Below are 23,458 nucleotides of genomic sequence, written 5' to 3'. Positions count from 1 at the left end.
GTTGTTCATGCAAATGTTAATTAATGATGGACAAACCTCTGCCATCTATGAATATGTTGCAAAGATAGTCAAAAAAGTACAACAAACAATAAGCAATATGTAAAATAATATTTTTTATACATATTTCACGGTTTTAAAACACAAGTGCATGTCAGAAGTCATTCCCGTATAATTGTTCTTTTAATCATATATATTACCTGCAACTGGCATGTATACTTACATCAATATACAGAAGGATAAAAGGAAATATCATAGCCTGTAATTGCCATTATAATATATTCTGTAATTTTGCCATCGCTCATGGTGACACCAACTGATTGAAATCGGAACATAAAACGCACCTAATTATTCTTGTTTATTTATATGAAATGACGTAATATATAAATAAAACAGAACATATTACCGCTCTCTTTCCCCCTATGTCAAGCCGACATTCAACTCTCGTTTAGCGACCTCATCCAAACCAACAATTACCGTTACGGCATCAACTTATTTGCTGTACGCTATACCTTCTTTCATCTCAGAGAAAGCAAATACTAAGCCTTTAAGATGAACTAACAGATTTTTGGGGGTGGTATCACTTAAAGGTAACACGATTCCATATAAGCTGGAAGGGCGTTCCAGTTAAGCTGGAACATTGTTCCAGATGAGATGGAACAGCCGTCCAAGATAGCTGGAACAAACCCGCTGTTCATTTACTGTGCAAAGCCTTGATGCTTCATGTGTAATGATTGCTGTACAACCGCATTGCAATCGCTTGCATACGACAGACGCGCACCAATAAAAGTGCGTTAGCAAAAGAGAGCTTGTAGAAGACGTTCATGCACGCGTACGCGCGCGCGTTTTATAAGGTATATGTCAAGCTCCTGATAAACAGATAGGGTGGTGGTAGTGAAAGGCCTTTAATACTCATACCACCCTGTGCGTAGTTACTTGCAAAACAGCCTCCCTCATGGAGACTTTTTCATGGCGTTTGCTATCACCAAAGCACATTTATACGAAAAAGCGGGATGGCTGTGACAGCCATCCCGCTTTCCTAATGTACCTCCATACGTGCAGATTAATGGTTGCACGTTGGGTTCCAAGGTTTCAGTTGGGTGAAGAAATCGTTGCCCTTATCATCTACGAGGATAAAGGCGGGGAAGTTCTCAACCCTAATTTTCCACACAGCTTCCATACCAATCTCGGGGAATTCCACACATTCGATGCTCTTGATAGAATTCAACGAAAGTACGGCAGCAGGTCCGCCGATGCTACCCAGATAGAAACCGCCATGCTTTTTGCAAGCGTCGGTAACGGCTTGGGTGCGGTTTCCTTTGGCAATCATAATCATCGAACCGCCGTGATCTTGGAATTCGTCAACGTATGGGTCCATACGGTTGGCCGTAGTTGGACCCATTGAGCCGCATGGCAGACCTTCCGGGGTTTTCGCCGGACCAGCGTAGAGCACGGGATAATCCTTAAAATACTGTGGAAGATCGCCCGTTTCGTCTAGTCGAGCTTTGAGTTTGGCGTGTGCGATGTCGCGTGCCACGATGATGGTACCATTTAGGCTGAGGCGCGTAGATACGGGATACTTGCTCAACTCTTTGAGAACCTCGGCCATAGGCTTGTCTAGGTCTACCTTTACGGCATTTCCTTCACCTGCATGACGCATCTCTTCGGGTATCAATTCTCCGGGGTTATCGTCCAGCTTCTCAATCCAAATACCATCTTTGTTTATCTTTGCCTTGATGTTTCGGTCGGCCGAGCAGCTCACGCCCATACCCACGGGGCACGATGCACCATGTCTTGGCAAACGCACCACGCGTATATCGTGGGCAAAATACTTGCCACCAAACTGCGCACCAAGTCCTATTTTGTAGGCTTCTTCAAGCAAAAGTTTCTCCAATTCCACATCACGGAAAGCGCGACCCGTCTCGTCGCCCGTGGTGGGAAGCGAGTCGTAGAAGTGGGTTGAAGCCAATTTCACGGTGAGGAGGTTCTTTTCGGCGCTCGTTCCACCGATAACAAAGGCGATGTGATATGGTGGACAGGCAGCCGTTCCAAGGCTTTTCATCTTGTCGATGAGGAAAGGCACCAACGTGCCAGGGTTTTGTAGCAAGGCCTTGGTTTGCTGGTAGAAGTAAGTTTTATTAGCAGATCCACCGCCTTTCACCACGCAAAGGAAGCGATATTCCTTGCCCTCGGTGGCCTCGATGTCAATCTGTGCAGGCAGGTTGCAGCGCGTGTTCACCTCATCGTACATATTGAGGGGTGCGTTTTGCGAGTAGCGCAAGTTCTCTTCTGTGTAAGTCTTGTACACACCCTTAGAGAGTGCTTCCTCATCGCAGAAACCTGTCCACACGTGTTGTCCCTTTTCGCCGTGAATGATGGCTGTTCCCGTGTCCTGGCAGAAAGGCAATTTGCCCTTTGCAGCCACTTCGGCGTTGCGAAGAAAGGTAAGTGCCACGTACTTGTCGTTGTCGCTGGCTTCGGGGTCGGTAAGTATCTTTGCTACTTGTTCGTTGTGTTCGCGTCTCAAAAGGAAGTTAACATCGCGGAAAGCGGTGTTGGTGAGCATCGTCAGCGCTTCGGGAGACACTTTCAATATCTCGTTTCCTTCAAATTCGCTAACCGATACGCCGTCCTTGGTAAGTAGGTAATATTCCGTTTCGTCTTTACCTAACTGAAACATGGGAGCGTACTTAAATTCGGGTGTTTGTGCCATAATGTTTGTATTTATATTTAATAAGGAGTTAAGGATTTAGGTAGTTAAGGAGTTCGGTCAATGGCTTTTGATTTTCTAATTCCATGAGTTTGTAGACCCATGAGCCTTTGGGAGGATGAGTATGTAAGTTCATTGCGCATGCGAGGAATGAATGAACAGCCCCACAAACTTATGAACTTACACACTCGCCACCTTACAACCTCACCACTTAATATCCAAAAATCTCTTGGGTTGTTACCTTTTTAATCTTGCCAATTTTCTCTAATCCCTTCATGTCGAGGTTCTTCTCGTCGCCAAGGATGAGATAACGTAGGGGCTTTTTGGCCATCGCCTGCTTTTCGAACTCAACCATCTCTTTGAGCGTAATCTTGGGCAGTGCGTTGTAAATGCGTTCTTTGATGTCGAAATCTAGTCCCAAACGACGTGCTTGCAGATAGGCGTTGATGATGCCAAACTTGGTGGTACGTTCGGTGGCTATGCGCTTCATCGATGCCTGCTTAGCCAATTCGAAGGCCTTGTCGCTTTGTGGCATCTCGTCGATAATGCTGTTAAAGGCCTTCACACAGTCCATCATCTTATCGTTTTGGCTAATGATATTGGCCTGCAACGACTCTGTTCCACCCACTCTAGAAGGTGTGGTGTAACGCGCTGAGGCATTATATGCCAATCCACGAGTTTCTCTCAGTTCTTGGAAAACGATACCGTTCATGCCCGTTCCGAAGTATTCGTTAAAGAGATACACCATTGGTTGCTGTTCTACATTCCAACCTTTACCGCTGTTGTTGTACAGCATCATATAGATGTTTTTAGCCTCGTAGGGAGCCATCCACACTTCATTCTCTTTGGTTTGCAGCTCCGTGTAGCGTTTGCCTTGTGGCACATTGGCCAGCGTTTTGCCGATAACGTGACCCTCGTCGATGGTCTTCACCAATGCTTCGGGTGTAGATTGACCGCAATAAAGCACCTCGTGCTTGTAGTTTCTCAGGCCTTTGAGCAGGTTGAGCAAGGTTTGCGGATTGGTCTTATCTAGCTCGGCATTGCTCATTACATTGCGAACCTTGTTATAAGGACCATAAATGCCGTATGCTGCGAGGGCACCAAAGTTAGCGTTTTGATTGCTTCTGTTGTCTTTGCGCGACTTCTTTACCAGCTCAACAAGTTCCATGTAGGCCTCTTTGTCTACCTTGGCATTGGCCAAAAGGTGTTCAACCAGCCACAAAGCCTTGGGCATGTTCTCGTTCAAACCGCTGATAGTGACATTCAAATTGTCAGTTCCTGCCGAGATACTATAATCGCAAGCCAGCTGATAGAAGCGTTGTTTCACTTGTTCGGGCGACAATTTGTTGGTGCCAAGATACTCCAAATAGTCTACGGCAATGGGCAAACGCTTGTCTGCTTCCAATCCGAAGTCGTAGCGGAAAGACAAAGTGAAGAGTCCGCTCTGCTTATTTGGCACGTAAAGTACGGGCAAACCTTTCTTCGTTTTTGTCTTTACGAGGTCTTTGTTAAAGTCAACGAAGCGCGGTTCGATAGGTGTGGTCTTGCTGGAGATGATTTCTTTCACGAAGTCGCTTTGCAAGTCGCGATTCGAAGGGATAGGCGTTATCTGCGGTTTGTCTATCTTCTTTTGTGTGGTATCTTCGCCTTGGCGTTTGTAAACCAGTGCGTAGTTGTTGTTCAGGTACTTGTTGGCGAAGGCTACAATTTGCGCCTTGGTCATCTTCGAGATGCGATCTAGGCGCCCAACCACCGTTTGCCACTCCCTACCTTTAATGAAAGCGTCTACAAATTGGTCGGCTACGTCCTGGTTCTTTTCCAATGCATGGTAGTATTCTAGCTTCATATTGTTGATAACGGCAGGCAAAAGCTCGTCGGGGAAGTTACCTTTCTTCAGGTTTTCAACTTCACCCAGCACCAGCTTCTTTACCTCGTCGAGACTCTGTCCCTCTTTGGGCGATGCAGATATACCCATCAAGCCGTATTCGGCCAACGACATGGCGAAAGCTTCTCCACCAAGATACTTCATCTTTTGTGATAGGTTTATGTCCATCAATCCTGCCTTTCCGTTGCTCAGAATGTTGGCAATTACGTCCAAGGTATCGCTTTGCAGCGATTGTCCACCATCAAATCCCCATGCCAACACAATGTTTTCGGCCTCGGGTCCCACAACGGTGGTGTCTTTTGGAGCCGTTAATGGTTTTTGTTTGGGGAACTGCGGGAAGCTTAAAGCATCGCTGCGCTTCCACGAACCGAAGTATTTATCGATGGTGGCGATAACCTTTTCGGGGTCCATGTCACCCGCCATACAAATGGCAACGTTGTTAGGTACGTAGTAGCGGTTGAAGTAATTCTTGATGTTTACAATCGAAGGGTTCTTCAAATGCTCTTGCGTGCCGATGGTGGTTTGTGTTCCGTAGGGGTGGGTAGGCATCAATAGCTTCGAAAGCGCTTCCCATTCCTTGTTGCCATCACGTGTTAACCCGATGTTATATTCCTCGTAAACGGCCTCCAACTCGGTGTGGAAACCACGTATAACCATATTTTGGAAGCGGTCGGCCTGTATCTTTGCCCAGTTATCCACTTCGTTAGCGGGGATGTCTTCGGTATAGCACGTAACGTCGTTGCTGGTATATGCATTGGTCTTTTCGGCTCCGATAGACGACATCAGCTTATCGTACTCGTTGGGAATGAAGTATTTTGCAGCCAGTTGCGACACGCTATCGATGCCGTGGTAGGCCCTTTTGCGTTGTTCGGGGTCGGTAAGCGTGCGGTATTTCTCGTATCTTTCTTCGATGTCTTTCAACAGGGGCGCTTCTTTTTCGGCATCGGTTGTGCCGAATTGTTTCGTTCCCTTAAACATCAAATGTTCCAGATAGTGGGCCAAACCCGTAGTTTCGGCGGGGTCGTTTCGGCTTCCAGTCTTCACGGCCACATAGGTGTGAATACGCGGAGTCTCTTTATTTACCGAGAGATACACGCGCAAGCCGTTGTCCAACGTGTAGATGCGTGTCCCCGTTGGGTCGCCTTTCACCGTTTGGTACTTGTAATCTTTTGCTTGCATGGCTGTTGCCGCTCCGGTTAGAAGCAAGGCAACCATAATCGATTTAATGCTCATACGATAAGATTTGTTTTGTTGATATTATTCGGTTTCTTTATTAAGCTGTTCCATAAAGCCGCGATATACGTCTTCTTCCACATCACCCAGATTGTATTCTTTCAAAGCGTCTTCCTTGATGGTAGCAATCCATTGTTGCTTGGCTTCACGTCCTTGGTCGATGATTTCTTGCCAATCGGCGTGTGTGGGCTGTGCGATGCCGTAGTATTCGTTGATCAGGCGATAGGCAAAAGCCCACTCGTATTGCTCGTATCGCTCGCCAATCTCGCCGAATCTGTCGGTCACACTCTGTATGTTGGTTATCTCGCGGTTCTTTATTTCTTCTATTAGCCTCAGCTCTTCGCTTTCTGGCAGCAGCAAGCCCGATAGGTCGCTCCACTGCCGCCAACCTGTTGTCGAGGCGGGTTCGTTGGGTCCGTACTTCTCCACACATCGTGCCAAGAACATCTTGATGGCCATGTCGTAGTTGCGCAAACCGATGTTTAGCGAATTGTTGGTTATCACGTAGCCCCTGAAATTGTATTCGGCCACCATCTCGCCTTGTGCTTCACGCAGTTTTTCCAGTATCTGTTTACCTTGCAACATCTCGTTAACGGTAAACGGACTAAGCCATTCGAAGTTCACGATGCTCTTTTGTCCGCTTCGTGGACGTATGTCGCGCTTGGGCCATTTATGTATGTCGCGATACAACCCAACGGTGTTTAGGTTGCGGCCAGGCACAAGATACATGATATCTCCGTAGGCAATGAGGTACGAAAAGGGAACATTGCGTGTGTCGGGATGGTGCATTAGCTTGCCAAAACACACAGAGAAAGCCCCTATATTGGCAGGCATGAGGATGTAAGCACCACTTGCCGTCTTCGTTCCACGTTCCAAAATGCCGTAGTGCATGGGACCCATCTTGTAGGCATGGTTGCTGAAATTGGTGGCCGAACCTGCGTTATAGAACGAGAACATGGCACCAATGAGCAGCGAGCTTTTATGATGACTAGCCGTAAACGGACCACAAAAGGCCGCACAGGCCTCACCGTTGCTCATGTAGCTGTTGGCAAAAAACACGCTGCCCGAGGCCGTAAAGCCATTAGTTAGCTGACAAGCTTCGCCCACAAAGCAATCTTGCAGGTTACAGTCGTTGGTTATCGAAGAGCCATCGGCCACGATAGAGTTCTCGCAAATAACGCCACTGCCAACATATACGCCCGTTCCGGCCACGCTAAGCAGCGAACAATCAAAGAGTCTTGCCGCACCATTTACCTCGCAATTGTCTTGCACAATGGTGTTCACCACTTCGCGCGTGTTCACTATTTTCACGCCAAAGCCAATAGTTCCACGTTCGGGCAGCGTGCGTTTTAGCTCTTCGCCAATCATCTGCCTTAACCTCTCGCGCAGCTCTCGGTCGGCATTGTGCTTCACCATAAAGGCTGCCAGCTGGCTGTTCAGCCCGCCAAAGAGGGTTATGTTGCCTTCGCCCACCTCGTTAAGCACCGATATGAGGTTGCCTTCACCATAGGTTGCGCCCTCCGTTGTCTCCATCGTGCTAACGTTGGAGATGTAGCATTCTTCGCCGATAGTATAGTTGTTGATGTAGTTACCGATGTTTTCCACCAGACTATTATCGCCTATACACACGTTGCGAAGCGTGGCATTGCGCAGCCCTGAGTGTTTAAGGAAGCCCCTACTCACCTCTATGTTCTTCTCGAACACGCCCAATTGGATGTCGCCATAAAAGGTAACGTCGTGCACGTAGGTGGGTTTGAAATCTTCGGCCACTATGATAGCCTCCCAGTTTTCGGCCTGACAGCCGTGGTCTTCCAGCAGTGCTATCTCCTCATCGGTAAGTAATCGGTACATCATTCCATTTCGTATAAGAAGTCGTTATAGGGATATTTCTGCACGTGCAGTTCGCGAACCTTGGCGTATAGACGATCTCTCAGTTCGTCGACATTGATTTTTTCGCGTGCCGAGATGAATATGCAGTTGTCGTTTAACCGTGCCATCCACGTTCGTTTCAGGTCGTCGAGGGTCAGATTTTCCTTTGTTGCAGGCGTAAGGTCGTCCTCGTCTTTCTTCACGAAGGTGTAATTGTCTATCTTGTTAAACACAATCATGCTGGGTTTGTCGGCACAATCCAGTTCGGTCAACGTCTTTTCCACCACCGCAATCTGCTCTTCAAAGTCGGGATGCGATATGTCTACCACATGCACAAGCAAGTCGGCCTCGCGCACTTCATCTAGAGTCGACTTGAACGAGTCAACCAAATCGGTGGGCAACTTTCGTATAAAGCCCACGGTATCGGCCAAAAGGAAGGGCAGATTTTCAACCACCACCTTTCTTACGGTCGTGTCGAGCGTGGCGAAAAGCTTGTTTTCGGCAAACACTTCGCTTTTAGCAAGCAGGTTCATAATGGTGCTTTTGCCCACGTTTGTATAGCCCACAAGTGCCACGCGCACCATCCGACCGCGATTTTTGCGTTGTGTTGTCTTCTGTTTATCTATCTCGGCCAATCGCTCTTTTAGCAAAGCCATGCGCGAGAGAATAATTCGGCGGTCCATTTCGAGCTGCGTTTCACCAGGTCCACGCAGTCCCACCGACCCTTTTCCTCCGCCACTACCCGATCCGCCACCTTGTCTTTCGAGGTGGGTCCACAGTCGTTGCAGTCTTGGTAGCATGTATCGGTATTGCGCCAGTTCCACTTGCGTTTTGGCGTTAGCCGTTTGCGCACGCATGGCAAATATGTCGAGGATGAGCGAAGTGCGGTCTAATATCTTCACATTCAGTTCTTTTTCGATGTTGCGCATTTGCTTAGCCGACAGTTCGTCGTCGAAAATAACCATTCCCACTTCGCGTTCGGCCTCTTCTTCGGCCAATATATATTGCTTTATCTCTTCGAGTTTGCCTTTGCCCACGTATGTAACCATACTTGGTGCGTTTAGCCTTTGGGTGAAGCGTTTCACCGTAACGGCCCCTGCGGTGTCGGCTAAGAACTCCAATTCGTCGAGATATTCTTTGGTTTTAGCCTCGCTTTGCTGTTGCGTTATCAGTCCCACCAACACGGCGGTTTCGGCTTTAACCTCGGATATTACAAATTCTTTCATTTCAGGTGTCTTATTGCATCTAGTCTATATTAAGTGCAAATATAGTGCAAAAACCTAAAACTACAAAGCCTTGCATCGTGTTTTTCGATGCAAAGAGTCAGGCTGCCGCTTACTATTTGCCAGCTTTGCCAGTATGTATGTTTACAAGTTGAAAGCTAATAGATTAACTCACCTCCGCATAAGCTTGCCAATTATCCGTTTTGTAAACTTACTTGTCGCGGCTACTAGTGTAAAAACGCTCCTCAACTATTCAACTTTTATGGCATTGTTTGTTATTTTTAACTGCCACAGGGTTATCGTTCGAACCCCTCATAAACCCATTCGATGCGAACAATTGCTCATAATAAATATCAAGACTTTCCGAAAACAGGTCTTTCTCCAAGCGTTTTAGCTCGTGTACAATTTCTTCTCTCGAGTTAAATTCTTTTGCTATCCACCTTTTGTCATCTTCATCAACGTCTTCTTTTTCTAAGTAACGAAAAAGTATATCGCAAACAAGCACCCTATCATCCGAACAATACCTGGGATGCCATTCTTCAACAAATCGCCAATAAGACATTTCCGCCTTCATACGTCATCCATTTAATGTGCATTTCGTTCTTTGGCTTACCGCCCCACGTCCATCATCCCCGAAAAGCCTATTCGGTCGCGTTCGTCAGACGAGACATCGAGGAAGGCGCGGCCGTTATCATACACTTCAAGGTGGTAGGTATAGCGATCTTCGCGATTGTCCACCTTAATGTCAATGTTCATTCGCCCGCCTTTGCCTTTGGTTATGATGTATTCGGTCATCTTCTCGGCAAAATCCAGTCCCTTTCCACCCCCGTATGGCACGCGATAAGCATGCCCGAAATAGGGCAGATACGAGTAGAGGGAGTCGCCCGACACCTTTATGTAGTAGCCATACGACAAGGCCTTGGCGTGCATTCTTTGGGGATATACATGGTTAACCTCAATGGTATACCGCTGCTTTTTTAGGCCTTCGCTCACCTTTTGGGCTGTTTCGGCCTGTCGTTCCGCCTTTTCGGGCGATAGGTTTTGCGTTCCTGCGCAGCCTGCTAGCACTGCTATAACGATGGCTGCCAATATCATTCGTTTCATATTAACCTCCTTCTTTTGAAGTCTAAGTTACGTTCTTTTCTCGGATTTCGCAACATATTGCCGTGGCTTTAACTCTTTTTACCCCTCCTGTTAGGTTGAAAAGGCAAATTGAAGATTAAAGGCGAACGATGCCAAATGGGGCATATCGGTGGGTAGATGGTGGAATTTATGGTAAGATGGGCGATGTTTTGCAAGTGGACGAATGTAGATTTGTACGCAAGTTTGGGATAAGAGGAACTCGTTATACCAACTACCGCGTAGCGGTTGGTCTGTTGGTAGGGCAGGGTTGGGAACGAAGTGAGCTACCCTGCCTTGCAAATGGAATAACAAAACTAGGCCGAAGGTCTTGGTCTTTTTATGCTTACCGCAGCTGTCGTCTAGTCGATAGACGGATAGAGTGGTAAATGCTATTGACGTTGGGCATTGTTTTTATCCATTGGTTTCACCAAACAGATTGTTCAAATGTAAAAAGACCAAGGCCTTCAGCCTAGCTTTTCCCACGTACGACTTAGGCAGGGTAGGTCGCCGTTGCTCCCAACCCTGCCCTACCAACAGACCAACCGCTACGCGGTAGTTGGTGAGATAGTCTTTCGCTTTTTATCTAATCTCCTCGAAAAGCACGGTACCTTATCCCGAATTCGCGTAGATTTGTAATATTTATCGCCCGTTTTTTAACATTATGAGCACCCTTCTAACCCATCATGTTCCCATCGCCTGCCAAATAATCGATTCTCGCACGTATTCGGCGAGCTCAAAAGGAGATACTTAGCCACTTGATTTTGCGTGTCAATCAAACCGTCTTTGCGAGACCGGCAAACATCCCTAGGCAACCCATCTTATCTCCAATCTGTTGGCCAACCATCAGCTACGGCCTGCCGACAAACCTGCGTTAACGCTTTGTTTAAAGGCTTTACGCAGTGCATTTAACATGTGGGACGAGTGTTACCACTTAGCCGGAACACGGTTCCATATCATTTGGAACATCGTTCCAGATGAACTGGAACACTATTCCAGCTTAGCAAAAACCATCTGTTTTGTGCAAAATATAATTACAAAAACAGGCGAAACGGAGGACGGGGAACAAAAAAAGGCCAACGGATTGCACAGTGAATTTTGAAGATATAGCGCAAGGAAGTAAAGCCCAAAAGAGACCCAAAAGCGTCGATAGAAAAGGTAATAGACAAGAGACAACCTCACATCTCGACCAATTTGCATTCCCGAAAGAAGCCATTTTATCCTCTAAAACCGCTAAAAACACAGATTAACGTCCCTAGAATGGGAAGTGCCCGAAGGCATATTTTGTAAATTTTATCTACCGCATTTCCCACAAATTCACCAATCGGGATAAGCACTAATGATTCGAGTTCGAGATAAGAGAAATTCGTTGTACCAACTATCGCGACGCGGTTGTTGGCGTAATAGATGTCTGTTACATCTAGCCTAGCTTAAAGTATATGGTGCTTAATCTCAAATTAGGGAAGTGTAGATGTTATCAAACCTTGACCATCTTCAAAACCAATGATATGTTATCCCAAGCTAGCGCAGGTATGAAACTTGCCAGCCACAGAATAATCGCCCATCTTTACAACAAAGAACAAAAGGCACCTGATTACCGCAGGCTGTCATCATGCGCAATAAAAGAGACAGAAAAAGGGGCTGCCTAGATGGCAACCCCGCTGTTTTTGGATTGGGAAGTGACGTTTTAGAGTTTCTAAGCTCGTAAGTTTACGAAGCTTATAAGTTATCAACTATCGAACTTTTACAGAGTTAGTAAATTCGCAATCACCTTATTTGTGGGTGTTCACGATAAAGCTCGCATGTCCAAAAGCTCATGAACTCAGAAACCTAAAACCCCTACTTCACTCCTATTGCTCCATCACTTCATTCGTAAGAGCCTTGCCTTCGCTAAACTCCTTGATGCTTTCAAGTGTGGTAAGGGCAATATTGTGCATGGCCTCGGCAGTGAAGAAAGCCTGATGTGAGGTAAGAACCACATTGGGCATCATCAGCAAACGGGCAAGCACATCATCGTCGATAATCTTATCGCTACGGTCTTCGTAGAAGTAATTCTTCTCTTCTTCGTACACATCTAGGCCTGCCGACCCTACTTGCTTTGTGCGCAAGCCCTCTATTAGTTCCTCGGTATGGATCAGTTTTCCACGTCCTGTATTGATAATCATCACGCCTGGCTTCATCTTCGCAATGCTCTGGGCGTTGATAAGGAAAGTTGTTTCGGGCGTAAGTGGGCAATGTAGCGAGATAATATCGCTCTCTGCGTACAGCTCATCTAATGAAACCATCTTCACGCCATATTGTTTGGCAAACTCCATATCTGGGTAAAGGTCGTATGCCAGCACCTTCATGCCAAAGCCGTGCAATATCTTTATCAGTTCTTTTGCTATCCTACCCATGCCCACAATGCCTGCCGTCTTGCCGTACATATCAAAGCCCATCAAGCCTTTAAGGGCAAAATTACCCTCGCGCGTGCGGTTAACGGCGCGGAAAATCTTACGATTAAGAGCCAGCATCAGCGAAACTGCATACTCTGCAACAGCATGTGGCGAGTAAGCAGGCACGCGAACAACCTTTATCCTATCCTTTGCTGCCTTCAAATCTACGTTGTTAAAGCCTGCACATCGCAGTGCTATGAGCTTCACGCCATTTTTAATCAATTCGTCGATAACGGCTGCATTGCATTCGGCGTTTACGAAAATGCACACCACATCGGCACCTTTGGCCAGCGGAACGGTTTTAAGATTGAGATGTTCTTGATAATAACGGATGTCGAAACCATAATCGGCGTTCGTCTTGTTGAATGATACTTCATCGTATGATTTGGCGTCGAAGAATGCTACTTTAATCATAAAGTTGTGATTTTTTGAATGTTACTAACTACGTTTGCTTGGCCTCATGCGGTGCGTTTATGCATACCGCCACTGGGCGAAAACCGCTCTTGCGACTCGTCTTTGGTTATCCTGTCATGGCCAAACATCATTCTTACAGTCTGCAAAGTAAACACTTTTTTCCGAGATAACGGCCGTTCGGGCAGACAATATATGGCAGCGAGGGCGAAGTTTGCCACTTCGCGCAGGCCATAGCCAAACAAAAACATCACCTTTATCCCAAACAAACGACCTAAAAACGACCCTATTCCTCCTATATTTTACTAACTTTGCAAACGCAACAACATATTTAAGATGAAGCTTGTACGACCCAAAAAGCATCTTGGTCAGCATTTCTTGACCGACCTAGGCATTGCCCGACGCATTGCCGACACCGTAGACGCGTGCCCAGAACTACCCATTCTCGAAGTGGGACCAGGTATGGGCGTGCTCACCCAATATCTTGCCACCAAGGAAAGACCACTGCGCGTGGTGGAAATAGACACCGAATCGGTGGAATACCTGCACAAGAACTTCCCCCTTTTGGCAGAAAACGTGTTGGGCGAAGACTTCCTGCGCATGGATCTCGACGGTGTTTTCTCGGGTCAACCCTTTGTGCTGACGGGCAATTACCCTTACGATATCTCCTCACAGATATTCTTTAAGATGCTCGACAATAAGCACCTCATCCCCTGTTGCACAGGGATGATACAGCGCGAAGTGGCCTTGCGCATCGCTTCGCAGCCTGGAACAAAGGCCTATGGCATTCTGTCGGTGCTTATTCAGGCGTGGTACGATGTGGAATATCTCTTTACCGTAGACGAAAACGTGTTTAATCCGCCGCCCAAAGTGAAGAGCGCGGTTATCCGCATGACGCGAAACAAAGTAGAAAATCTTGGTTGCGACGAGGCATTGTTTAAGCGCGTGGTGAAAACGGTGTTTAATCAGCGACGCAAGATGTTACGTGTTAGCCTTCGTCAGCTATTTGCTGGCATGCCCGCTTCTGCCGAATTTTATGCGCAAGAGATGTTCACACGCCGCCCCGAACAGCTTTCGGTGGCCGAATTTGTGCAGCTAACCAACATGGTAGAACAAGAAATGAACGCCCATAAACAATGAATAAGGAAACCACCTACACCGCCCTTTTGCCGCAGATAGCAGCTCTCATTAAGGGCGAGAGCAACGAAACCAGCGTGTTGGCCAATGTTGCAGCCGCCTTGCACCAAGCTTTCGAGCCGTTCTTTTGGACGGGTTTCTACCTGCTTCACCCTGATGGCATGTTGCGTTTAGGCCCTTTTCAAGGTCCGCCAGCCTGCTATGCCATCGCCATTGGTAAGGGCGTGTGTGGCCAGGCGTTTGAGTTGGGGCGCACCTTGGTTGTTCCCGACGTGGAACAATTCCCTGGACACATCGCTTGCAGCACCCTTTCGCGGTCGGAAATCGTGGTGCCCGTATTCGCTAAATCGGGCAAACCCGTTGCCGTTCTCGACATCGACAGCAAACAACTTGCTGCTTTCGACGATACCGACAAGCATTATTTGGAGCAAGTGGCACAGTTGCTCACCGACACGCTGTACTAAACAGCACATCGCCTACTCTCCACCCACTCTCCCTCTCATGTACACCTATTATTATATACACATACACGAGGGAATAGAAACTAACCACAAGCAGAAGTGTTGAACAACTATCCACGGGTTTAGAAGGCATCATCGCCCTCCTGAAACACGCCATACTTTGACTCTTTGTATTAGGAAATATGATATAATAAATGGGTGACTTATATGAAACGGAAATACTTCTTTATACTCTCGACTTTGCTCTGCCTATTCCTCACTGCATGTTCTGCCATATATCGCACTTGGTATTACACCTCGGAATCAGAAGATTGGAAAAGGGTGGAACCCCGTTATGCGGGCGGTGTAGCATACGGTTATGAAACAATTCCCGACACAATCACCCTTGTTGTTAAGGCAACACACACGTCAGCTGTGATTGTAGGGCCGATATTTCTTCCCGTTGTTTTCCCTACATGCCTTCAATTTTGGGCGAAACAAGAGTTTAAATCTACTGTGGATGCCACGTTCAACACGTGCCAGCCCTTTACGCTTTATCCGCAAACCATTCGTTTTATAGACAACAAAGGGCAGGCAATGACTCCCACTATGATAGAATGTTTAAATGTGGAAGATGAACGAATTGCGTCTAAGCTAGACTCTACTGCCATTGAACAAGGAATAAATATAAGTAAAACAATAAAGATACGTTGGCATTTTAAAGACAAACAAGCAAAAGTTAAGGGCTTTAGTGTTTTTATGGATGTTCCACTTACCAACGAGAAAGATGGTAAACCGCTGTCTATTAAGTTTAGGCGCGGAACATATTACCAATACGTTCCGCTGATTGTTCCTTGATTTAAGATTCAGATTTAAGCCACTAGAAAACACCTAAATCATAACATCTTCGCATACAAAACACCCACACCTACATCACATTTTACCCTTGCCTTGAGGTTTTTCTCTTTTTTTATTCCTACCTTTGCATCAAAGGCGCCCCTGTATTCTGTGTACAAACGGAGAATAAGCGGGTAGCCCAAGACTAACATATCAGTAAATAAAGAATTATGAGAAAGGTAACATCTAGATTGTTATTCGGAATAGCCGCCGTGGCTTTCACGGCAACACTGACGAGCGCAGGTCGCAACGACGGCGTTATAACCAAAGAAAACGGAATGACCGTTATTAACACCACCGAACTTACACGCGATGTTAAAGGCTTCAAAGGCGGAACACCCGTGAAGATTTTCATCAAGAAAGACAAGATCGTAAAGGTGGAAGCACTGCCCAATCGCGAAACGCCCAAGTTCTTCGAGATGGTGAAACCTATGCTGAAATATTGGGAAGGAAAGAAGGTTAGCAAAGCCATTAAGAACGAGCCTGATGCCGTTACGGGTGCCACATACTCGTCGGATGCCATCATGAAGAATGTGCAAATAGGCTTGGAATACTATAACGCCCATAAATAAGCAGGTTTTACAGCACCAAAAAAAATAAAAGCCAGCGACCCACAACATGGGGCAGAGCCACCACATGGGGCATCAATCCAATGGCTTTACTGAACATACTAAGAGGAATACGGCATATATTGCCACGTTCTTAAACCCTACAATCTGCGGGCGAGCATATAGGCCACCGCCCCAACACTCGCCCGCAGGTTTTCGCACTACCATCCACCTCGACCACTACAACCACCCTAAACAGTCGCCCTTATGAATATTGATGGTATTTTTTCGTATCCTAAACAGCGTCTTTGCTCCTTACAGCAAGGCAAAAGTAAAGCTACATCGCGCATTTGGCTTGTAGCATGCGTGCTTACGGCATGGTTCTCGACCTTTATTTGCCCTGAAAGCGCTTTTGCGCAAGTAAGCCAAGGCACTCCCAAAAACATGTCGCCCATACATCCCGACAGTTTAATTGGCGACCATGCACTGATACACATCCAACGTAAAACAGGTGGCTTTGGCGACAAAGGACTCGTTTTTAACCCCCTCGACGCAATTAACGGTCGTCTGCCAGGCGTAAATGTGTCGCGTGGAGGCGACCAACGCCAGGCCATGCTCACAAGTGTACGTGTACGTGGAACGACCTCGCTCACTGGCGGTAACGATCCTCTGGTGGTTATCGATGGTGTTTCGAGCGACCTCGCCACACTTTCCACAGTATTTCCATCCGATATTCTTTCGTTCAAAGTTCTGAAAAACGCCTCCGAAACAGCCCAATACGGTTCGCGTGGAGCATCGGGCGTAATCCTCGTAACCACTGCCAAGGGTGCGCGCGGTAAGTTCAGCATCTCTTACGATGGCAATGTGGGCTTCGAAACGGTATATAAGAACCTCGAAATGCTGAGTGGACGCGACTACGTAGCTACGGCAAAGGGCCTCGGACTGAGCGTTAACGATGGTGGCGAAGACAACGATTACCTACGCGCCATCACACGAACGGGATTTATACAGAACCATCACTTGGCCTTTTCGGGTGGTACCGACCAAAGCAATTATCGCGCATCGATGAGCGTTATGGACCATCAGATGGTGGTTCGAACCAATAGCTACCGCAACTTCACAGCCAAATTCGACCTGATGCAAAAAGCATTCGATGACTGGCTCACGGTCAATTTCGGCCTTTTCGGTTCGTCGTTATCCAACAAAAAGATTTTCGACACGCAGAAACTATTCTATTCTGCCGCCTCGCAAAACCCCACTTTCTCTACCCGCCAGAATGCTTCTGGAGGTTGGGACCTCAATACCCTGGCCTCACAGATTGCCCACCCCATGGCGCTTTTACGTCAAAAAGACCACGATCGTGGCTTTAACTTCAACACACACCTATCTTTCGACTTTGCCATTGCTAAGGGTCTTACGGCTCGTCTCTTTGGTTCGTACTCGTTTACGACGCTCGAAAACGCGCTCTTTCAGCCTACTTGGACCGAGGCGCAAGGTAAAATGTATCGTCGCGAGAACAAGAACGAAGACCTGCTGGGTAGCGTACAGCTGAATTACAACAACACTTGGGGCGCACATAAGCTAGAACTGACGGGTACGGCAGAATATCAGAACAACCGCAAACAATTTTTCTTCACCACCGTGAAGGGACTTGTGAGCAACGATTTTGGCTACGACAACCTTATGGCTGGTAACATCCACCCCCATGATGGCACAGGAAGCGGCTACGAATCGCCTAAGTTAACCTCGTTCATGGGTAACCTTTCGTACACACTTTTAGGTCGTTACGCCCTTTCGCTCTCGCTTCGTGCAGACGGTTCGACGCTTGTTGGCAAGAACAACACATGGGGTTACTTTCCCTCAACAGGTTTAGAGTGGAACATGAAGGAAGAAAACTGGTTGAAAAAGGTGCTTTGGCTCGACCAACTTAAACTGCAAACCAGCGTTGGACGCTCGGGAAATCTTGGCGGAATAATGGCCTATTATGCACTCCAAACGTTGATGCCCAACGGCATAGTACACCATTATGGCATCCCCACCGTTACCTTGGGACAATTGCGCAACGTCAATCCCGACCTGAAATGGGAAACCCGCACATCGTTTAATGTGGGCTTAGAGGCTGGATTTTTTAAAAACCGGATACACCTTTACGCCGAATATTACTACTCGAAAACCACCGACATGCTCTATAACTACGACGTTAGCGTACCGCCTTTTGCATATAACAAGCTGTTGGCCAATATCGGCAGCATGAGCAACAGCGGCTTCGAGTGCGGTCTGGGCGTAGATATCATCCGCAAAAAAGACATGGAACTGAGCGTGAACATGAACCTCTCGCTCCAGAAAAACAAGTTGCTGTCGCTCAGCGGGACGTATGACGGCGAGCATTTGTCATCACCCGACATCACACCCATTGGCGGATTAAACGGCGCGGGCATGCACGGCGGACACAATTTTATTACCTATCAGATAGTGGGACAGCCTCTCGGCGTGTTCTATCTGCCCCATTGCACGGGTCTGAAGCAGAACGCCGACGGCTCGTATAGCTATACCTGCGCCGACCTAGACAACAACGGACGCATCAATTTGGAAGATGGTGGCGACCGTAGGGTGGCTGGACAGGCCGTACCAAAGGCTACACTGGGTTCAAACATTAGTTTCCGCTATCGCCAGTGGGATGTAACCATGCAGCTAAACGGTGCCTTCGGGCATAAGATATACAACGGCACGTCGCTCACCTATATGAACATGGCCAGCTTTCCCGACTATAACGTGTTGCGCGAAGCACCTCAACAGAACATCAAAGACCAAACCGCCACCGACTATTGGTTGGAAAGGGGTGACTATCTGAACATCGACTACCTCACCATCGGTTGTAACCTACCCGTTCGTTCACGGTTCGTAAGCGCGCTGCGCCTATCGCTTAGCGTCAACAACCTTACCACCATCACGGGTTACAGTGGTTTAACGCCCATCATCAACAGTTATGTGGTGAACAATACGCTTGGCATCGACGACAAGCGTTCGTATCCTCCGTATCGCTCTTTCTCATTAGGGCTTAGCGTTCAATTCTAACATCTCACACTAAACAACGTGCATCATGAAACCCAAGTCGCACATCATACACCTTGCCCTCATAGCCATTACGCTGCTGGGCATGTTCGGAAGCTGTCTCGAAGACGAAGCGCGCGACCGCATTTCGGAAGACCAGGCCATCACTTCGCCCACTTCCTTGTGGATTAACAGCATTGGAACATTGTACAACAGCATTGGTTCGGCCGAAGAAGGAAAGGGACTTCAAGGTACATATCGAGGCATATACGACTATAGTACCTTTACAACCGACGAGGCCATAGTGCCCATTAGGGGTGGCGACTGGTACGATGGCGGCTTTTGGAAACGGCTGTACACACACGAATGGAATGCCAACGACCAAGAGCTTTACAACCTATGGAGCTATCTTTTCCAATCGGTGGTGCGCTGCAACGATGCCATCGCCCTTATTGACAAGCATAAACACCTGCTCACTCAAGCCCAATTGAAAGCCTACGACGCCGAAGCAAGAGCCATCAGGGCCATGTATTACTATTACTTGGTAGACCTCTTTGGCAACGTTCCGCTATTAGAGCGCAACCACACGTCGGTTGCAGAAGTGTCTAACACACGCCGCAGCCAGATATTTTACTTTGCTTTCATAGAACTGCAACAGGTTGCACCCTATCTGGCAGATGTCCATTCCAATCTACAAGGAGAGTATTATGGTAGGCTAACACGTCCTGTTGCCCACTTCCTACTAGCTAAACTGGCCTTAAACGCTGAGGTATTTCTCTGCGACAATCCTGTACGACACGCCCACAAGCAAGGTAAAGACATTATTTTCCCCGTCGATGGCGAACAACTTAACGCTTGGCAAACCACCATTCGCTATTGCGAAAAACTGCAAGCGGCAGGCTATACGCTCGAAAACAACTACGCCGACAACTTCAAGGTGCATAACGAAACGTCGCGCGAAAACATCTTCACCATCCCGATGGACAAGAATCTCTACCCCAACCAATACCAATATCTCTTTCGTTCGCGCCACTACAACCACGGCAAAGCATTGGGTATGGGGGCAGAAAACGGAGCCTGCGCCACCATTTCCACCGTTCGCGCCTTCGGATATGGCACTACGGGAAAGCTAGACACACGTTTTAAACAGAACTTTTACGCAGATACCGTGCTGGTAGATGGCGATACCGTCCGGCTAGATAATGGTCAACCGCTGGTGTATAAGCCGCTAGCCGTAGCCGTAGACCTCACTTCCTCGCCGTATATAAAGACTGCGGGCGCACGTATGGCCAAATATGAGATAGACCGAAAAGCCTTTTTAGACGGTAAACTGCAAGATAACGACATCGTGCTCTATCGTTATGCCGACGTGTTGCTGATGTTGGCCGAGGCCAAAGTGCGTAACGGACAAAGCGGGCAAGCCGAATTAGACGCTGTTCGCAAACGTTCTGGCATGCCTACACGCACCGCTTCGCTGGCAAACATTTTGGAAGAGCGCCTGCTGGAACTAATGTGGGAAGGCTGGCGACGACAAGATCTCATACGATTTGGCCGTTTTACGCATAGCTACGACCTACGTCAGGCCCTCGAAAAAGAAGATACGGGATACACAACACTCTTCCCCATACCCAACAGGGCCATCGAATCGAACAAGAACTTGCGACCCAACAGCGAGTTCTAAGCGTGTGCATGCCCCAAGATAATTGTTCACATCGCGCCCCGCACATGGTTCGGGGAAAATAGCCCATTGTTCGTTTGCGCGTCATTCTTGGTCAAATTAACACCAAAAATGGCGTTATTACCCCCTGCGAGCATGCAATCTACATATTTTAAGTTATTAAATGTTTGGATGCACACAATTATTTTGTCATATCGTTAGAAATATATAAATTTGCAAATATAATCAAATCCGTATATAAGCGATTGACTTTATGAACAAGAAATTTTTGATACCCACCATCATCGTGGTACTAATCTTGGCCGGTGCAACGGCCTATCTCTTCATTAATTTGAATAAACAGAAGGAAGAAAACGCAGCTATTAAGGAGCTGGCAGAGATTGACAAGAAAGAGATGGAGAACGAGTATCAGCAATTTGCTCAGCAATACAGCGAGATGAAGACGCAAATCAACAACGATTCTATCGTTGCGCAACTCACCGCTGAACAAGAAAAGACCCAAAAATTGCTTGACGAGCTGCGCCGAGTAAAGAGCACCGACGCTCGCGAAATTACCCGTTTGAAGAAGGAACTGGCAACAGTGAGGGCGGTAATTCGCAGTTACGTGATGGAGATAGACTCGCTCAACAGGGTGAATGCCAGTCTTACGCAAGAAAATACGCGCGTGAAAGGACAATACGAAGCAGCCACCCGACAAATAGAAGGATTGAGTACGGAGAAGCGTTCATTATCTGAGAAGGTGGCCATAGCCGCTCAACTCGATGCAACGGGTATCTCGCTCGTAGCCAAGAACAAGCGCGGCAAGTCTACCGACCAAATAGAAAAGGCCACAACGCTACAAGTAAGCTTCAACATTACACGCAACGTTACGGCCGCCAGTGGCGTTAAAGACATCTATGTGCGTATCATGTCGCCCACGGGCAACTTGCTCAACGGTGCTGGTTCGTTCAGTTACGAAAACCGTACGCTACAATATTCGATGAAGCGCAGTGTGGAATACAACGGCGAAGAAACGCCCGTTAGTCTCTTTTGGAACGTGTCGCAAGCCCTTGTGGCTGGCACTTATCAAGTGAGTATCTTTGCCGATGGCAACATGATTGGCTCGCGCAGTTTCGCATTTAAATAACATATAGAAACTGCCGACTCACGCTCAGTGGCTCGCAAACGCGTGCCATACCCTTTACCCCTTAACTTAACCATGCAAAAAAAGCGGCGATTAAAACTCAAACTGTTTATTGGCGGAACGATACTTATCGCTCTGGCGGCAGCTGTTGCCATAGCTGCCAATAGGATGATGACCCCCAAAGCCCAGCTTATTGAAGGGCAAGTAGAGGTTTTGCAGTATTGCGTGCAGGTGCAACAGAAGGGAAAAGTGCTCGAAATAAGGGTGAAAGAGGGCGACTATGTGGAAGTGGGCGACACGCTGGCGCTATATCGAACCGACGAGACGCCTATGCCCGAAGACCCCACACTTGAAGTGTTGGCAACCACATTACACCCCTTCCGCACAGGAAACAAAACCGTTGACCGCGCTTACGGACGATGGCAGCAAGCCAAGTTGGCCGAAGAACAAGCCGTGAGAATTTACAACGACGTGCAACAGAAGTTCTTAGACGGGAAGGCACCTGCAAGCTTACGCGACAATATTTTTACCGCATACAAGGCCTTACAGGCGCAAACGTTATCGAACAAGGCCGACTATGACAAGGCTTTGCACAACTTCAGGTCCGAGAAATCCAACTATAAAGGTCCGCAAATCATCGCCATCGTAACCAAGGTAGAAGGCGAAGTGAGCGAGATTAATGCAAAGCGGGGCGAGCAACTATCGGTTAGCAACACCCTGATGAACATCGCCTTGCTCGACAACCTGTGGGGAACTATCGCCGTGAACCGCAAAGAAAAGCAACAGTTTAACGAGGGCGACACCATTCAAGTGTACTGCAAGCCCTTCAACATGTTCATCCGCATGCGCGTGTCGGGCTTCAAAGCCAACTTCGATTTCTTAAATTCCGAGAACTACAGGCAAGGCAACGAAGGCTCGCAAACATGGGAAATGCAACTACGACCAGTATATAAGGTAGAAGGTTTGCGGCCTGGCATGCAACTATCCGTAGCGTTAAAGCCCGAAGAAAAGGCGTAATACTGCGACAGAAACCGACAGGACGAACTCCGGAAGACAAGTTGCCCCAACCTAACTCATCAAGCAACTGTCACCATGAACCGCTTACCAGCCCTTCCATTCCTCACACTTTTAATGCTCGCCGCTTTTATTTATGCTGCGCATACGTACGAAATTGGTAGCCCAATAAGAGCCTCAACGCCATCACTCACCAAACAACAACAATTAAACAATATATGTAAGGAGTGAAAAACGGGGACCAAACAATATAATAAGGAGCAACACCCATGGGCGAAATATACAGCCCCACTCTTCTCATTACAGCCCCATAGCATAGCCACACCAGACTATCCAACAGGTATCATTCACCCCGCAGCAAGTAAACAACAGCTATAAGAAAAGCCGATGTGGCTAACACTGTACCCTACCCGCTAAAACATGTCACCTTATCGAAGTTTTCAAGATGACACTTTTCATGAGAAAGAGCCATATTTTCTTATCTCATTTCGTGTAACGAAAGTGGCATAAAGTTTGTTCGTAAAGCAATAAAGGAGGATTTAAGGAGTTATGTAGTTAAGGAGTTAAGCCAATAACTTATGAACAGGGTGGTAAATGGTCTTGTCTATTCATCAACTTGTCAACTCGTTAACTTATTAACTGAAAGTTGAGTTAAGCCAGCAACCGATGAGCAGCGTGACAGATGTCA

16 protein-coding genes are annotated in these 23,458 nt (G+C 47.4%); 8 read left to right on the top strand and 8 right to left on the bottom strand.

Annotated elements, in window-relative coordinates; translation table 11 throughout:
• Positions 1-1,060 precede the first annotated feature (1,060 nt).
• The 8 genes from F453_RS0105030 to F453_RS0104985 form a co-directional block, all read right to left on the bottom strand.
• Positions 1,061-2,710: a fumarate hydratase gene (locus F453_RS0105030; RefSeq protein ID WP_018967031.1), complete on the bottom strand. Its 1,650-nt coding sequence runs from the start codon at positions 2,708-2,710 to the stop codon at positions 1,061-1,063.
• Positions 2,711-2,918: 208 nt separating this feature from the next.
• A complete protein-coding gene (locus F453_RS0105025; protein WP_018967030.1) occupies positions 2,919-5,825 on the bottom strand; it encodes a M16 family metallopeptidase in 2,907 nt (968 codons plus the stop codon).
• A gap of 24 nt (positions 5,826-5,849) precedes the next feature.
• Positions 5,850-7,679, bottom strand: coding sequence for a DUF4954 family protein (locus F453_RS0105020; RefSeq protein WP_026292461.1), 1,830 nt, complete (start codon positions 7,677-7,679; stop codon positions 5,850-5,852).
• The gene (gene hflX / locus F453_RS0105015) at positions 7,676-8,920 is read right to left on the bottom strand and encodes a GTPase HflX (RefSeq protein ID WP_018967028.1); all 1,245 of its coding nucleotides are present in this window, start codon (positions 8,918-8,920) and stop codon (positions 7,676-7,678) included. Before hflX ends, F453_RS0105020 begins: the two co-directional genes overlap by 4 nt.
• A gap of 250 nt (positions 8,921-9,170) precedes the next feature.
• Positions 9,171-9,491, bottom strand: coding sequence for a hypothetical protein (locus F453_RS0105010; protein WP_018967027.1), 321 nt, complete (start codon positions 9,489-9,491; stop codon positions 9,171-9,173).
• Positions 9,492-9,526: 35 nt separating this feature from the next.
• Positions 9,527-10,021, bottom strand: coding sequence for a DUF4251 domain-containing protein (locus F453_RS0105005; protein ID WP_025789917.1), 495 nt, complete (start codon positions 10,019-10,021; stop codon positions 9,527-9,529).
• A gap of 1,865 nt (positions 10,022-11,886) precedes the next feature.
• Positions 11,887-12,885 (bottom strand): 2-hydroxyacid dehydrogenase, encoded by a 999-nt coding sequence (locus F453_RS0104990; protein WP_018967023.1) that lies wholly within the window; start codon positions 12,883-12,885, stop codon positions 11,887-11,889.
• Between the two features lie 44 nt (positions 12,886-12,929).
• Positions 12,930-13,133 carry a hypothetical protein gene (locus tag F453_RS0104985; RefSeq protein ID WP_018967022.1) on the bottom strand — a complete coding sequence of 68 codons (204 nt, stop codon included), beginning with the start codon at positions 13,131-13,133 and terminating at the stop codon, positions 12,930-12,932.
• Positions 13,134-13,218: 85 nt separating this feature from the next.
• On the opposite strand from F453_RS0104985, the gene rsmA reads away from it, so the two are divergent.
• The 8 genes from rsmA (at position 13,219) to F453_RS0104940 (ending at position 22,773) form a co-directional block, all read left to right on the top strand.
• Entirely contained in the window at positions 13,219-14,022 is an 804-nt protein-coding gene (gene rsmA / locus F453_RS0104980; protein ID WP_018967021.1) for a 16S rRNA (adenine(1518)-N(6)/adenine(1519)-N(6))-dimethyltransferase RsmA, read from the top strand.
• Positions 14,019-14,483, top strand: a complete 465-nt coding sequence (gene msrC / locus F453_RS0104975; RefSeq protein WP_018967020.1) for a free L-methionine (R)-S-oxide reductase MsrC — start codon at positions 14,019-14,021, stop codon at positions 14,481-14,483. The genes rsmA and msrC overlap by 4 nt, the downstream gene beginning before the upstream one ends.
• Before the next feature lie 204 nt (positions 14,484-14,687).
• Complete coding sequence (locus tag F453_RS0104970; RefSeq protein ID WP_018967019.1) at positions 14,688-15,317, top strand: hypothetical protein; 630 nt, start codon at positions 14,688-14,690, stop codon at positions 15,315-15,317.
• A gap of 209 nt (positions 15,318-15,526) precedes the next feature.
• Positions 15,527-15,928, top strand: a complete 402-nt coding sequence (locus tag F453_RS0104960) for an FMN-binding protein (RefSeq protein ID WP_018967017.1) — start codon at positions 15,527-15,529, stop codon at positions 15,926-15,928.
• 243 nt (positions 15,929-16,171) lie between these two features.
• The gene (locus F453_RS0104955) at positions 16,172-18,979 is read left to right on the top strand and encodes a SusC/RagA family TonB-linked outer membrane protein (protein ID WP_018967016.1); all 2,808 of its coding nucleotides are present in this window, start codon (positions 16,172-16,174) and stop codon (positions 18,977-18,979) included.
• Positions 18,980-19,004: 25 nt separating this feature from the next.
• Positions 19,005-20,636 (top strand): RagB/SusD family nutrient uptake outer membrane protein, encoded by a 1,632-nt coding sequence (locus F453_RS0104950; protein WP_018967015.1) that lies wholly within the window; start codon positions 19,005-19,007, stop codon positions 20,634-20,636.
• A gap of 250 nt (positions 20,637-20,886) precedes the next feature.
• Complete coding sequence (locus F453_RS0104945) at positions 20,887-21,759, top strand: DUF8429 coiled-coil domain-containing protein (RefSeq protein ID WP_009236337.1); 873 nt, start codon at positions 20,887-20,889, stop codon at positions 21,757-21,759.
• 72 nt (positions 21,760-21,831) lie between these two features.
• Positions 21,832-22,773 carry an efflux RND transporter periplasmic adaptor subunit gene (locus tag F453_RS0104940; RefSeq protein WP_009236338.1) on the top strand — a complete coding sequence of 314 codons (942 nt, stop codon included), beginning with the start codon at positions 21,832-21,834 and terminating at the stop codon, positions 22,771-22,773.
• Positions 22,774-23,458: the final 685 nt, after the last annotated feature.

It is taken from the genome of Hoylesella loescheii DSM 19665 = JCM 12249 = ATCC 15930 (assembly GCF_000378085.1).
In the GTDB taxonomy this organism is placed as follows: domain Bacteria; phylum Bacteroidota; class Bacteroidia; order Bacteroidales; family Bacteroidaceae; genus Prevotella; species Prevotella loescheii.
Note: the sequence above shows the minus strand (reverse complement) of the source record. Positions and strands in the feature narration are given on the sequence as shown.